The 13,615-nt window shown below is 39.9% G+C and carries 13 protein-coding genes; all 13 read left to right on the top strand.

The features are described from left to right. Positions 1-4 precede the first annotated feature (4 nt). Entirely contained in the window at positions 5-1,354 is a 1,350-nt protein-coding gene (locus C3945_RS00305) for a 2-oxo acid dehydrogenase subunit E2 (RefSeq protein ID WP_161877682.1), read from the top strand. 12 nt (positions 1,355-1,366) lie between these two features. Next, positions 1,367-2,773, top strand: a complete 1,407-nt coding sequence (lpdA, locus tag C3945_RS00300) for a dihydrolipoyl dehydrogenase (RefSeq protein ID WP_161877681.1) — start codon at positions 1,367-1,369, stop codon at positions 2,771-2,773. Between the two features lie 130 nt (positions 2,774-2,903). Beyond that, positions 2,904-3,686 (top strand): inositol monophosphatase family protein, encoded by a 783-nt coding sequence (locus C3945_RS00295; protein ID WP_161877680.1) that lies wholly within the window; start codon positions 2,904-2,906, stop codon positions 3,684-3,686. A gap of 214 nt (positions 3,687-3,900) precedes the next feature. Continuing rightward, on the top strand, positions 3,901-5,733 hold the full coding sequence (gene typA / locus C3945_RS00290) for a translational GTPase TypA (RefSeq protein ID WP_161877679.1): 1,833 nt from the start codon (positions 3,901-3,903) through the stop codon (positions 5,731-5,733). Positions 5,734-5,840: 107 nt separating this feature from the next. Continuing rightward, positions 5,841-6,116 carry a DUF1507 family protein gene (locus tag C3945_RS00285; protein ID WP_161877678.1) on the top strand — a complete coding sequence of 92 codons (276 nt, stop codon included), beginning with the start codon at positions 5,841-5,843 and terminating at the stop codon, positions 6,114-6,116. A 136-nt stretch (positions 6,117-6,252) separates the two neighbouring features. Further along, the gene (locus tag C3945_RS00280; protein WP_161877677.1) at positions 6,253-6,558 is read left to right on the top strand and encodes a YlbG family protein; all 306 of its coding nucleotides are present in this window, start codon (positions 6,253-6,255) and stop codon (positions 6,556-6,558) included. A gap of 21 nt (positions 6,559-6,579) precedes the next feature. Next, a complete protein-coding gene (gene rsmD, locus C3945_RS00275; protein WP_161877676.1) occupies positions 6,580-7,143 on the top strand; it encodes a 16S rRNA (guanine(966)-N(2))-methyltransferase RsmD in 564 nt (187 codons plus the stop codon). Next, positions 7,136-7,627, top strand: coding sequence for a pantetheine-phosphate adenylyltransferase (gene coaD, locus C3945_RS00270; protein ID WP_161877675.1), 492 nt, complete (start codon positions 7,136-7,138; stop codon positions 7,625-7,627). Before rsmD ends, coaD begins: the two co-directional genes overlap by 8 nt. 6 nt (positions 7,628-7,633) lie before the next feature. After that, complete coding sequence (locus C3945_RS00265) at positions 7,634-8,680, top strand: SepM family pheromone-processing serine protease (protein ID WP_161877674.1); 1,047 nt, start codon at positions 7,634-7,636, stop codon at positions 8,678-8,680. Between the two features lie 137 nt (positions 8,681-8,817). Continuing rightward, positions 8,818-9,462, top strand: a complete 645-nt coding sequence (locus tag C3945_RS00260) for a helix-hairpin-helix domain-containing protein (RefSeq protein WP_161877673.1) — start codon at positions 8,818-8,820, stop codon at positions 9,460-9,462. Positions 9,463-9,567: 105 nt separating this feature from the next. Next, the gene (locus C3945_RS00255; protein ID WP_161877672.1) at positions 9,568-10,104 is read left to right on the top strand and encodes a ComE operon protein 2; all 537 of its coding nucleotides are present in this window, start codon (positions 9,568-9,570) and stop codon (positions 10,102-10,104) included. A 60-nt stretch (positions 10,105-10,164) separates the two neighbouring features. Next, positions 10,165-12,471: a DNA internalization-related competence protein ComEC/Rec2 gene (locus C3945_RS00250; RefSeq protein WP_161877671.1), complete on the top strand. Its 2,307-nt coding sequence runs from the start codon at positions 10,165-10,167 to the stop codon at positions 12,469-12,471. Position 12,472: 1 nt separating this feature from the next. Then, positions 12,473-13,501 carry a DNA polymerase III subunit delta gene (holA, locus tag C3945_RS00245; protein ID WP_161877670.1) on the top strand — a complete coding sequence of 343 codons (1,029 nt, stop codon included), beginning with the start codon at positions 12,473-12,475 and terminating at the stop codon, positions 13,499-13,501. Positions 13,502-13,615 lie beyond the last annotated feature (114 nt).

Below are 13,615 nucleotides of genomic sequence, written 5' to 3'. Positions count from 1 at the left end.
ATTAATGGCTTATACATTTAAACTCCCTGATGTTGGGGAAGGTATGGCAGAAGGCGAAATCGTCAGCTGGTTAGTATCTGAAGGCGACACAGTTGAAGAAGGCGATTCGATTGCTGAGATTCAAAACGATAAATCTGTTGAGGAATTAGCTTCTCCAGTAGATGGCACAATTAAAAAATTCTTAGTAGAACCAGGAACGGTTGCATCTGTAGGAGATCCTATCGTTGAGATCGATGCTGAAGGTCACGAAGATAGCTCAGATTCAAGCGATGCAGCAGAAGAAACAGCAACTGAAACAGCGGCTTCTTCTGAAGAAGCAACTGCAGGAGCGAAAGAAACAGACCCTGCTCAATCTGAAGGCGCGCCAACTGGTGACGTTGTTGAAACATCTGATCCGAACAAACGCGTATTGGCTATGCCATCAGTTAGACAATATGCACGTGAAAAAGATGCTGACATCAGCCGCGTAACAGCGACTGGTAAAGGTGGACGTGTAACGAAAGAAGATATTGATACATTCTTACAAGGCGGAGGAGCACAAGAAGCTACTTCAACTCAAGAAGAATCAACTCAAGAGTCTACTTCAACTGCAGCTTCTACTGGAACAGCAGTGTCAACTGACGTTAAACCGTTCAAATCTGGTCGTTCAGATCAAGAAACAAGAGAGAAGATGTCTACGACTCGTAAAGCTATCGCTAACGCAATGGTTAACAGTAATTTGACTATTCCTTCTGTTGCTTTGTTTGACGAAGTCGTTGTTGACAAACTATGGGATCACCGTAAGAAATTCAAAGACGTTGCTGCTGAACAAGATGTTAAATTAACATTCTTGCCATATATCGTTAAAGCAGTTATCGCAGTTCTTCGTAAATTCCCTGAGTTGAACACATCATTAGATGATACAACAAACGAAATTGTTTACAAAAACTACTACAATATCGGTATAGCTACTGATACTGACCGTGGTTTATATGTACCAGTTATTCAGGATGCAGACAGCAAAGGTATGTTCCAAATTGCTAAAGAAATTACTGAATTATCAGGTAAAGCTCACGATGGAAAACTTAAAGGCAGCGAAATGGCTGACGGTTCCATCTCAATCAGTAACATTGGTTCTGTAGGCGGAAGCTTCTTCACTCCAATCATTAACCACCCAGAAGTGGCTATCGTTGGTGTCGGACGTATTGCTCAAAAACCAGTCGTTAACGCTGAAGGTGAGATTGTTCCAGCACGTGTTCAAGAATTGTCACTCGTATTTGACCACCGTGTTATTGACGGTGCAACTGGACAACAAGCAATGAACGAATTGAAGAGATTACTTGCTGATCCTGAATTGTTATTAATGGAAGGATAAGGTGAATCGTAAATGGTAGTAGGAGATTTCGCAATTGAATTAGATACAGTTGTTATCGGAGCTGGCCCCGGCGGATACGTCGCGGCTATCCGTGCAGCTCAAATGGGCCAAAAAGTAGCGATCGTTGAGAAAGAATACATCGGAGGCGTTTGTTTAAACGTTGGGTGTATTCCTTCTAAAGCACTAATCGCTGCTGGTCATAAATACCAAGACTCATTAGATTCAACTTCTTTTGGTGTGTCAAGCGAAAACGTCACTATTGACTTCGCTAAAACTCAAGAGTGGAAAAACAATGAAGTGGTTTCTAAGTTAACTAAAGGAGTAGAAATGCTTCTTAAGAAAAACAAAGTAGAAATCCTTAGAGGTGAAGGTTTCTTCGTAGACGAAAACACATTGCGCGTGATGAGTGAAGACAGTGCTCAAACGTACTCATTCAACAACGCAATTGTTGCTACAGGAAGCCGTCCCGTAGAAATCCCTGGATTCAAGTTCAGTGATCGCGTATTGGATTCAACAGGCGCGCTTAACTTAACAGATATTCCTGAATCTATGGTTATCGTTGGTGGAGGATACATTGGTTCTGAATTAGCAGGCGTATACTCTAACCTTGGAACAAAAGTAACGATTCTTGAAGGTCTTCCTTCAATCCTAAACGGTTTTGACAAAGACATGGTTAAATTAGTTGAGAAAAACTTCAAAAACCGTGGCGTAGAAATCATTACTGAAGCAATGGCTAAAGAATCAGTTGTTAGCGACAACGGTGTAACAGTTAAATATGAAGCAAACGGTGAAGAACACTCACTAGATGTTGATTATGTATTAGTTACAGTTGGTCGTCGTCCAAACACTGATGAATTAGGTCTAGAACAAGCAGGCGTTGAAATTGGCGAACGTGGAATTATTCCAGTCGATAACCAAAGCCGTACAAACGTTAAAAATATCTATGCTATTGGAGACGTTGTACCTGGTCCAGCTCTAGCTCACAAAGCAAGTTATGAAGCAAAAGTTGCTGCAGAAGCAATCGCAGGCAAAAAAGTTGCTGTTGATTACCGTGCTATGCCAGCTGTTGCCTTTACAGATCCTGAAATTGCATCTGTTGGTTTAACTGAAGCGGAAGCTAAAGAGCAAGGAATGGACATCAAAGTCACTAAATTCCCACTTGGTGGTAACGGTCGTGCATTGTCTCTTAACGCAACAGAAGGTTTTGTCCGTCTGATTACGACTAAAGAAGACCATGTTATCCTTGGTGCTCAAGTTGCTGGAATTAGCGCATCTGACATTATCGCTGAAATTGGTTTGGCTATCGAAAGCGGCATGAACGCTGAAGATATCGCCTTGACTATTCACGGTCACCCATCATTAGGTGAAGTGGTTATGGATGCTGCTGAAGCAGCTCTTGGATTCCCAATCCACATGTAATAGTTTAATAAAACCCCTCGTCACTTGTGGCGAGGGGTTTTTACATACACTGACCCCCAAAAGCAAACTTTTGCAATATCTAGTGGACTCAATTAGAATATAGATAAGATGAAGAAAAGAGGGCTGTTTCATGGATGAAATGAAAAAAAGAGAAACATTAATCCTGGAGTGGATGAAAGAACTAGGGAAAGATATCGTGAAAAATAAAGATGAAGCGATGGAAATAGAAGAAAAAACAAGCTTCAATGACTTGGTTACTAACATGGATAAGTCAGTAGAGAAGGAATTGACGTCACGAATTAGAGAGAATTTTCCAACTGATCGTATCGTTGGAGAAGAAGGTTATGGAGACGATGTTGATACCTTAGACGGTACTATTTGGTTTTTAGACCCCATAGATGGGACCCTTAACTTCGTTAAACAAAGAGAAAATTTTGCCTTGATGGTTGGTGTCTTTGTGGATGGTGTTGGGGAATTAGCAGCTGTCTATGATGTGATGAGAGACAAGTTGTATTCAGCAAGAAAAGGCGATGGTATTCGTTGCAACGGGCAAACACTTGAGAAGCCCGAGTCTTTACCGCTGTCCGAAGGCTTATTAGCAACGAGTTCCGTGTTAATGGTTAATGAAGAGAATGCGTATGTAAGAGAGCTTGGCCGTCAAAGTATGGGCGTGAGAGCACTTGGGTCGGCGGGGCTTGAAGTGGTAGAAGTGGCAAAAGGAAACGTGGTTGCTTACATGGCTAGAAATTTAAAACCTTGGGATATTGCTCCTGGAGTAGTGTTCATGGAAGAGTTGGGTATGAAAGCCACTCAATTTGATGGAAGTGAATTAGATATGCTATCAAGTAACCATGCGGTCTTTGGGACTGAACCGGCTCACAAAGAAATTGTGAATTCACATAATAGTCAATAAAAAACATTGTGTTTCTATGTGATTTACTGGTATAATACTCACTGCAGCAAAAAGAGGATATATGGTGGAGCATTTATTCTTTGATGAGGAAGATTATCAGGAATGGGTGCTTTTTTGTGTGAAACACAATGAAAACCATATGAAAATGACCTGTAAAGACATTCTGTCAACTGTATAGAAAAAAATGAACACCCAAAGTATTTGGAGGAATTTTATGAAAAAAAGAGACAAAGTTAGAAACATTGCTATTATTGCCCACGTTGACCATGGTAAAACGACATTGGTTGATGAATTACTCAAGCAATCTGATACACTGGATGCCCGTAATGAACTACACGAGCGTGCGATGGATTCAAACGATATAGAAAAAGAACGTGGCATTACTATTTTAGCTAAAAATACAGCCGTTAATTATGGCACTCACCGCATTAATATTATGGATACACCTGGTCACGCGGACTTCGGTGGTGAGGTTGAGCGTATTATGAAAATGGTTGATGGAGTTATTTTAGTCGTCGATGCTTATGAAGGAACAATGCCTCAAACCCGTTTTGTATTGAAAAAAGCGTTAGAGAAAAAAATGCGTTTAATCGTTGTAGTAAACAAAATTGACAAGCCGACTGCACGACCTAAAGAAGTCGTTGATGAAGTCTTAGACTTATTGATTGAATTGGATGCAGACGAAGATCAATTGGACTTCCCCGTATTATATGCTTCTGCATTAAACGGAACAAGCAGCTTCTCAGATGATCCTGCTGATCAAGAGAAAACAATGGCGCCTGTATTTGAAACAATTCTAAAAGCTATCCCAGCTCCAATCGATAACAGTGACGAGCCACTGCAATTCCAAGTATCATTACTTGATTACAATGACTATGTTGGGCGTATTGGTATTGGCCGTGTCTTTAGAGGAACGATTTCTGTTGGAGACCAAGTGACATTGAGTAAATTGGATGGTTCAACTAAGAACTTCCGTGTAACAAAATTATTTGGTTTCTTCGGACTTGAACGAGTTGAGATTCAAACAGCGAAAGCTGGAGATTTAATTGCTGTATCTGGTTTTGAAGACATCTTTGTTGGAGAAACAGTTACACCTATTAATCATGTTGATCCACTTCCGGTTCTACACATTGACGAACCAACCTTACAGATGACCTTTGTCGTCAACAACTCGCCTTTTGCAGGTAGAGAAGGTAAATGGGTCACGTCTCGTAAAATTGAAGAGAGACTAATGACTGAGTTACAAACGGATGTGTCTTTAAGAATTGATCCAACTGAATCACCTGATGCTTGGGTTGTCTCTGGACGTGGTGAACTTCACTTGTCTATCTTAATAGAAAACATGAGAAGAGAAGGGTATGAACTTCAAGTGTCTCGTCCTCAAGTTATTATCAAAGAAATTGACGGGAAAAAACATGAACCATTTGAACGAGTTCAAGTGGATACACCGGAAGAGTATATGGGGTCTGTTATTGAAAGCTTAAGTTCTCGTAAAGCGGAAATGCTTGATATGATTCACACTGGCAATGGTCAAGTGCGTATCGTATTCTTAGCTCCAGCTAGAGGCTTGATTGGCTTTACCAATGAATTTCTATCTATTACAAGAGGGTACGGTATCATGAACCATACCTTTGACCAATATTTGCCTCTTTTACAAGGAAATACTGGTGAGCGTCGTATTGGGGCTCTTGTTTCAATGGAAAATGGTGCGGCAACGACATACAGTATCATGAACTTAGAAGACCGTGGAACGATTTTCATCGAGCCGGGTACTGAAGTTTATGAAGGGATGATTGTTGGTCAGCATAACCGTGACAATGACTTAGCCGTTAACGTGGTTAAAGAGAAACAAAAAACCAATATTCGTTCAGCTAATAAAGACCAAACAAACGTCATTAAACGTCCAAAAATCTTAACATTAGAAGAATCGTTAGCATTCTTATCTGACGATGAATACTGTGAAGTTACTCCTGAATCTATTCGTTTAAGAAAGAAAGTACTAAACAAAAACTTGCGTGAAAAAGCAGCGAAAAAAGCAAACGGCTAAACTTTGACTAACCGATGACTAATGCTGGCTTATTGTTCCTTTCACAAACACATTGTGATATACTTGCTTTAAATAAGTAGGATGAGTAGAAGGAAGGAAATGCTAAAATGGATCAATTACAAATTGAACTTGCCAGAGACGTGTTAAACGACGATGCAAGAAAAATTACTCAATTAATTGAAAATCAGCAACATCTCTGTGTGTCTTGTCCTGCATTTGAAGAAGTGATTGACACGCAAATGTTCGGTTTTTCAAAAAAAGTTGAATTCGCTGTATCAGTTGGCATGATTGAAGAAGAAGAAGGCCAATTGATGTTAAGTACTCTTGAAAAACACCTTAACGATGTGTATACAGAAGCTTACGAAAATAACTCAACTAATTAAAGTATTTAAGCACCCTTTCGTGATGAGAGGGTGCTTTTTTATAACCAAAAACATACTACTTACCTTTTATTCATAAAGCCTATTGTTCCAAGTGTTATTTTTGTTATAATGAAAAAAACACAAGTAGGTGAAAAGAATGGAAGAAGTTAAACCAACCAGAGCAGGCTTGGTCGTCTGGTTATACACATCAAAGTATATAAATAAGTTAAAGCGTTATGGATTAATCCATTACGTGTCTAAAAATATGAACTATGCCATTGTTTATGTCAATAGAGATGAGAAAGAGTCCGTAAGCAAAGCAATCAGTAAACAGCATTTTGTTAGACGTGTGGAGGATTCTTACCAGTGCGAGTTACCAAAAACATTTGAAGGTGTTCTTGATCAAGTGACTGCATTAGCGGTAAAGAAAAAAGAAGATGAATCGGCCAGATTGGTATTTTAGTATACAAATGAGGAAGAGAAGATGAGAATTATTTCTGGAAAATATGGCGGGCGACCGTTAAAAGCGGTCAAGGGAACGAACACACGTCCGACGACGGATAAAATTAAGGAATCCTTGTTTCACATGATTGGTCCTTATTTTGACGGAGGAATAGCCCTTGATCTGTATGCTGGTAGTGGTTCTCTTGGTATTGAAGCTGTGTCCAGAGGAATGGATGCAGCTTATTTAGTCGACCAATACCCAGGGGCTATCACAACCATTAAAGAAAATGTGGCAATGACAAAAGAAGAAGACAAGTTTATGATATGGAAAAAGAAAGATACGACGGCATTAACTCAATTAAAAGGGTCTGGCGTAAGCTTTGACTTGGTGTTGTTAGACCCACCTTATGAAAAGGAAGACTGGACAGCCTTGTTATCTAATTTAGTGCATGCCGACTTGTTAAACCCCCATGCACTCATTGTATGTGAAACAGATAAGCATACAGCTGTTGAACCTAATGAGTCAGGTTATAGTAAATACAAAGAAAAAGTATATGGAACGACTAAATTAGTTGTTTATGAATGGAGTAGAGCGAATGACTAAGGCAATGTATGTCGGGAGTTTTGACCCTTTAACCAATGGCCATTTAAATATTATTGAACGGGCTGCCGAGTTGTTTGACGAACTTATTGTTGTTATTAGCGTGAGTACATCAAAAAACTACTTGTTTACACTTGATGAACGCTTAGACATGGTTGAAAAGGCGGTAAAAAAAACTGGTGTGCAAAACACAAGCATCATGAGCTATGATGGATTGACTGCTGGATTAGCTAAGGATCAAGGTGCGAACGTATTGGTAAGAGGGATTCGTTCAGTTAAAGACATGGAATATGAAGTAGATATTGCTACACTGAATAAGATGCAACATGAGACACTGGAGACGGTTTTCCTTATATCAGACGAACGGTATCGATCAATCAGCTCCACAATGGTTAAAGAAATTGCTTTTTATCATGGAGAATTGGGTCAACTCGTTCCTGAACATGTAAAAGAAGCCTTGATTCCAAAGTTTAATAAAGGCAGGTAAGGTTAATTGAAAAATAACAAACGTCTTTTTAAAGGTTTGTTCATCGTCATTGCGATTTATCTCCTTGTTTTTCAACCGATACCTTATTACATCGAAAGACCCGGAAGTGCGATTGAAGTTAATTCAATGGTTGAGGTCAATGGTGAGGGGGATGAATCAGAGGGTGAATTTATGATGACAACGGTAGAAATGCTTCAAGCCACTCCACTCAGCTCGTTATTACAACTCTTTCCTTATCATACGGTACTAGGTGAAGAAGAGCTTTTAGGTAATGTAGAAGATTATGACGCCTACCGTCTGATTCAAAATTATTACATGACTCACTCTAAAAATACGGCTAAAGCAGCCGCTTTTAATGCAGCAGATTTACCTTATCAGCTCGAATTCTTTGGTGTCTATGTCATGTCTATTTCACAAGAGTCTGATTTCAGTGATAGTCTTGAAATTGGAGACAGTATATTATCCATTGATGGACAGGCTTTTGCCAATACGGAAGAGTTTATCCAGTACATTGCTGATAAAGACAACGGGGATACGGTAACGTTAACTGTCGAGCGAGAATCAGAGGTATTCAAAGCGTCCGGAGAGTTAGTTGAATTAGCTGAAACCGGTAACCCGGGTATAGGCATTAGTTTAGTTACTCGCTCAACCGTCCAAACAGAACCATCTGTATCCATCGAATCGGGCAGCATCGGCGGCCCGTCTGCTGGCTTGATGTTTGCTTTGCAAATCTACTCAATGATTACAGAAGAGCCGATCAGAGGAGACCATACCATTGCAGGAACGGGGACGATTACGGAAGACGGACTGGTCGGCCGTATTGGCGGGGTTGACAAAAAAGTTGTGGCTGCTGATAGAGAAGGGGCTTCTGTCTTTTTTGTTCCCGATGATGAAGCGGATGCATTAACGTTAGAGTATTTTCCTGATTATAAATCAAATTATGAGGTAGCCGTTGAGGCAGCTGAAGATATCGACACAGAAATGGAAATCGTTCCCGTCAAACATATTAGCGATGCCATTGCTTATTTAAATGAATTGAACGATATGGATTAAAGCGTCCAAATAGGTGGTGATTTTACTGTAAAAGGTAAAATCACCACCTATTTTCATTTTTCCTGAAGAAAAAAAGTGCTTTTGAGATTTAAAAGGTAATATATATAGTAGGGAGTTTTTTCAGGAGGAATGAGCGAATGGACACATTAAACAAACTAAAAGAGTATAAAGGGACTATGACGACCATTGTTGCTGTTTTAGTGACTGCTTTTGTCGTTAGCTTATGGCAAGATAAGCCAATTGAATTAGAACAACCAGAGGAAGCCTACCTTGATGATTTATTGCTTCCTGAACCAGTTGAAACAAATCAACTAGAAGACACACCAGAAGGACCACAGGAGGAGCTTGTACACGCCGTTTTTATTGATGTGAAAGGAGCTGTTAACTACCCAGGGGTGTATGAATTAGACACTTCTAAGCGGATTATTGATGCGATTGCGGAAGCAGGGGGCTTAGTGGATGAAGCAGACACGAAAGGAATTAACTTCGCCAAACAATTGACAGATGAAATGCTACTTTATATACCAGTAGAAGGAGAAGAGCCCCCAGTCATTCAAGAAGATGCTACTACGGAGGAAGAGGTTCCCGGAAAAATCAATATCAATACAGCTCCTAAAACAGAACTTGAACAATTAAGTGGCATCGGTCCACAAAAGGCGTTAGCGATTATTAAGTACAGGGAAACAGAAGGCTTGTTTAAAACAATAGAGGATGTGATGAATGTATCGGGGATTGGTGAAAAGACCTTTGAAGGCCTGAAGGAGGAGGTCGTAGTCGACTGACAGATTAGATTGCTTCACTTGCCTTGCTTTTGTATACTTAAGGATATAAAGCTTTTAATCAACTCATTGAATACCAAACGAATTCGACAGAATGGAGTGTTTAACATGACTCAACGGATACCATGGAATCAGTATTTTATGTCACAAAGTATGTTATTGTCTATGAGAAGTACGTGCTCTCGCTTAGCAGTCGGAGCGACCATCGTTAGAGATAAGCGAATGATCTCAGGAGGGTATAACGGCTCAGTCAGTGGAGATGTCCATTGCTCCGAGCAGGGCTGTTATGTCGTTGACGGTCATTGCCTTAGAACCATTCACGCTGAAGCAAATGCCTTGCTTCAATGTGCAAAATTTGGAGTGGAAACGGAAGGCGCAGATATCTATGTGACTCATTTTCCTTGCCTCCAGTGCACAAAACTCCTGATACAAAGTGGCATCGCCAAAATTTACTACTTAAACGATTACAAAAATCACCCTTATGCTGAAGAATTATTAGCTTTAGCCAATGTGGAAACAGAACAAATATCTGTACCAGCTGATTTTTTCAGTAGCATCACGTCGCATTATAACCTTTCTGACCAGGTTGATATGCCAACAACCAACAGCTCCACCTTTCAAGATGACCGAAAGGCAATGGAATAAGGTCACTTGAGAGGAAAGGTGTTTTTTCCTTCAGTCCTGCTTTGTTTTATCAGTTTATTTATGCTAGCGGATGATTCGCGCTTAGCGTTCTTATTGATTTTAGTCTGGTCTAGTCGTATCCTTTATACTCGTCAACCCAAGCTCATCCTATTCACCTTTTTGATTAGCCTGTTGATGATTGTCAGGCTGTCCTTTCATCAAAAAGAAACGGTGGTCGATTGGAAAGAAGGCACTCAGGATTACGTCATTGAAGTGAAGGCGTCGACGGTGAAATGGGACGGCGACCGCTTAGTCTTCCAGGGGATGTATACTGACGAAACGACCCGCGAAGAAGTGATAGTCAGGTACACAAGTCCCACAGAAGAGACAATGGTGGCATTAAAAGAAAAGAAGGCCCATAGCTATCGGGTAAAAGGGGAAGCCAAGAGTCCAACTAAGGCTAGCAATAGTCATCAATTCGATTATAAAAACTACTTGAATAGACAACAGATTTATAGAGTCATTGAGGCAGAAGCATTAATTCCTGTCCCAACACTTAGTCAAAATCGCACACTGCTATACCGAATGGATTCAATAAGGGAAAAGCTACTGGCTTATATTGATTCGACTTTTTCCAAACAAGCGGCTATCTATACAAAAGCGCTCGTGTTTGCGGATAAAAGAGATTTCCCGGATGTCGTTTCTGATTCCTTTAGACAACTGGGTATTGTTCATCTACTCAGTATTTCTGGCCTACACGTCCACTTATTTATTCATCTATTTGAGTCAGTTTTAATCCACTCTCGTATGACAAAAGAAAGCATTAGGGGTTTTCTTCTAGTAACACTGCCTATTTATGGTTTATTCACTGGTTTTGGAGTGAGTGTGTTTCGAGCAATTGGTATGACTTGGATTCGATTAGTAAGTGATAAAGGAGAGCAAAGACTACCGGCATTAGATACGTGGGCTATTTTATTCTCCGTATCGATACTGATTAATCCTTACATTATATTTGAAATTGGTTTTCAGTTGAGTTATGTGATGACGTTGATTCTCATCATATTAACCGCGCAACCTTATTTTCTTAACTATTCTAAAATCAAAGCCTATGGAGTCATGAACCTTGTGCTATTTCTCAGTTCTCTCCCTATTTTGACCTTTCATTTTTTCGAATTTTCTTGGGGAGTAGTGTTGTTAAATGCGGTGTTTATTCCGTTTGTGTCACTGCTTCTATTACCTATGCTGTTATTTAGTGTTCTCGTGTCTCCCGTCTTATCTCAAACGCTACTATTCAATGCCTTGCTATCTGTCTCGGAACGCCTTATATTAGTAATGGAAAAGTCAGCACAGTTCATTCAGCAATCAGTTGATTTTACGGTTGTTACAGGGCGGCTATCGCTTTTTGCTTCTGTATTTTTAGTGGTAGGCGTAATCATTTTCTTATTATCTTTTGAAAAAACAAAAAAACAAAACGGTTTACAAGCTGTTTCACTGATGTTGATACTAGCCACTCTTCTGTCTGTTCGTTATTCTCCCTTTGGGCAAGTCATGATGATCGATGTGGGGCAAGGGGAGTCGATACTGATTAAAGAACCCTGGGGCAAAGGGAGTTACTTAATTGACACGGGAGGAACGGTGTCTTGGGGAGAGAAAGAGCCTTGGCAAGAGAGAGCCAAGCCCTTCTCGGTGGGAACAGATATTGTTGTACCGGTTTTAAAATCACAAGGGGTCCATGAACTGCAAACCGTTCTCTTGACTCATCCAGATACAGACCACGTGGATGCATTAAGCGATATAGCAGCCTCGCTCAATATAAAAGCGGTAATGGCTAGTGAACAGACACTAACAGATGAAAAAGTCCAGAGCATACTAGCAGTCTCTGAACTTAAAGATAAAGCAATTCGTTCACAACACCCTGATTCTATAAACTATCTTCCAAAAGGAACCCGACTCATCTATCCGATTAATGATGTGGGGGAGAAGAGTGGCAATAACCAGTCGCTTGTCTTGCTATCTAAAATCGGTGACTACACATGGCTCTTCACAGGGGATCTTGAAAAAGAAGGGGAAGCATCCTTAGTTAATTTATACCCCAATTTACAGGTGGATATTTTAAAGGTAGGCCACCATGGCAGTGACACGTCCACTCATGACACACTGCTCTCTCAATTAAATGCATCGTACGCATGGCTATCTTTAGGAAGACAAAATGCTTATGGTCATCCGCATCCGTCGGTTTTAAGTCGTCTGGAAGATTACGACATCATGCCTTACCGGACGGATCAGATGGGGGGCATTCAGTATAGATATGCGCACCATCCTAAATTAACTGACTGGCTCAAGCGAAGGCCCACAATAAACACTTATTATCAGCCTGAAGGAGATTAAAATGAAGAACACGACGGCTCAATTGAATAAAATTATGCAAAACAACATGCAATCTTTGTATGTGGCATGGGGTACGGAGTCAATGATACTAGAAGAAGTGACTCGTACATTTATTAATAGAATGAAAGACAACAACGAAGATGACATGAATATTTCCCATTTTAATTTAACAGAAACCAGTATTGATGATGTGATCTACGAAGCGGAAAGCTTCCCGTTTTTTGGAGAAAAAAAGCTCATCATTGTTCATTCAAGTTACATATTGACTGGTAAGCAAGTATCATCCTCGGTTAATCATTCCTTGGAATTATTAGAGACTTATATCACTAATCCATCTGATTTTTCCATTGTGGTTTTCCTTGCCCCTTATGATAAATTGGATAAACGTAAAAAAGTGACGAAGTTGCTGCTCAAGCATGCTGAGGTCATTGAAGCGACTCCAGCATCCGATCACGACACGGCAACTTATTTGAAAACCTATGCTAAAGAAGAAGGCTATCACCTATCTAGAGAGTCACTGGCCCTCTTAATGCAACTTACAGACCGACAATTGACTAAAGGAAAGAAAGAATTAGAAAAATTGATGTTGTATCATTCAACAGATAAACACATTACAGACGAAACCATTCATAAATTGGTATCGAAATCCTTGGAACAGAATATATTTGAATTGAATGAACGAGTGTTGAAGAAAAATGTGAAAGGGTCTATTGAGTTGTATCAAGATTTGTTGAATCAAAAAGAAGACCCGATAAAAATTATTGCCTTGATGATTGCAGAATTCAGATTACTTTTACAAGTGAAAATACTGCGTTCAAAAGGTTATCAACAAGCAGACATTGCATCGCTGTTAAAGGTCCACCCTTACCGGATTAAACTAGCTATACAAAAGGAAAAAGCCTTTCCTCAATCAGTATTGTCTCAAGCCCATCATTTGTTAATTGACACTGATTACGACATTAAGACAGGACGTGTTAATCCAGAAATATCAGTGGAATTATTTATATGGAAGTTTTCAACATTGTCATAAACAAGCTGATTTATGGCTTTCAAAGTAAATTAACTGAACAGGATGTCAAGTTTTCATTGAAAAGTGACAGTAACTGTTGTAAAATGGAGAATGTTGAATGAAGAACAATACCCA

Origin of the sequence: Alkalibacterium sp. MB6, from assembly GCF_009935905.1 — a bacterium.
GTDB lineage: Bacteria > Bacillota > Bacilli > Lactobacillales > Carnobacteriaceae_A > Alkalibacterium.
This window is presented reverse-complemented; position numbering and strand designations above follow the sequence as displayed.

Bases quoted from the DNA above. Each gene is read 5' to 3' on its own strand.
- C3945_RS00305 (WP_161877682.1), top strand. From the start codon at position 5: ATGGCTTATACATTTAAACTCCCTGATGTTGGGGAAGGTATGGCAGAA.
- lpdA (WP_161877681.1), top strand. From the start codon at position 1,367: ATGGTAGTAGGAGATTTCGCAATTGAATTAGATACAGTTGTTATCGGA.
- C3945_RS00295 (WP_161877680.1), top strand. From the start codon at position 2,904: ATGGATGAAATGAAAAAAAGAGAAACATTAATCCTGGAGTGGATGAAA.
- typA (WP_161877679.1), top strand. From the start codon at position 3,901: ATGAAAAAAAGAGACAAAGTTAGAAACATTGCTATTATTGCCCACGTT.
- C3945_RS00285 (WP_161877678.1), top strand. From the start codon at position 5,841: ATGGATCAATTACAAATTGAACTTGCCAGAGACGTGTTAAACGACGAT.
- C3945_RS00280 (WP_161877677.1), top strand. From the start codon at position 6,253: ATGGAAGAAGTTAAACCAACCAGAGCAGGCTTGGTCGTCTGGTTATAC.
- rsmD (WP_161877676.1), top strand. From the start codon at position 6,580: ATGAGAATTATTTCTGGAAAATATGGCGGGCGACCGTTAAAAGCGGTC.
- coaD (WP_161877675.1), top strand. From the start codon at position 7,136: ATGACTAAGGCAATGTATGTCGGGAGTTTTGACCCTTTAACCAATGGC.
- C3945_RS00260 (WP_161877673.1), top strand. From the start codon at position 8,818: ATGGACACATTAAACAAACTAAAAGAGTATAAAGGGACTATGACGACC.
- C3945_RS00255 (WP_161877672.1), top strand. From the start codon at position 9,568: ATGACTCAACGGATACCATGGAATCAGTATTTTATGTCACAAAGTATG.
- C3945_RS00250 (WP_161877671.1), top strand. From the start codon at position 10,165: ATGCTAGCGGATGATTCGCGCTTAGCGTTCTTATTGATTTTAGTCTGG.
- holA (WP_161877670.1), top strand. From the start codon at position 12,473: ATGAAGAACACGACGGCTCAATTGAATAAAATTATGCAAAACAACATG.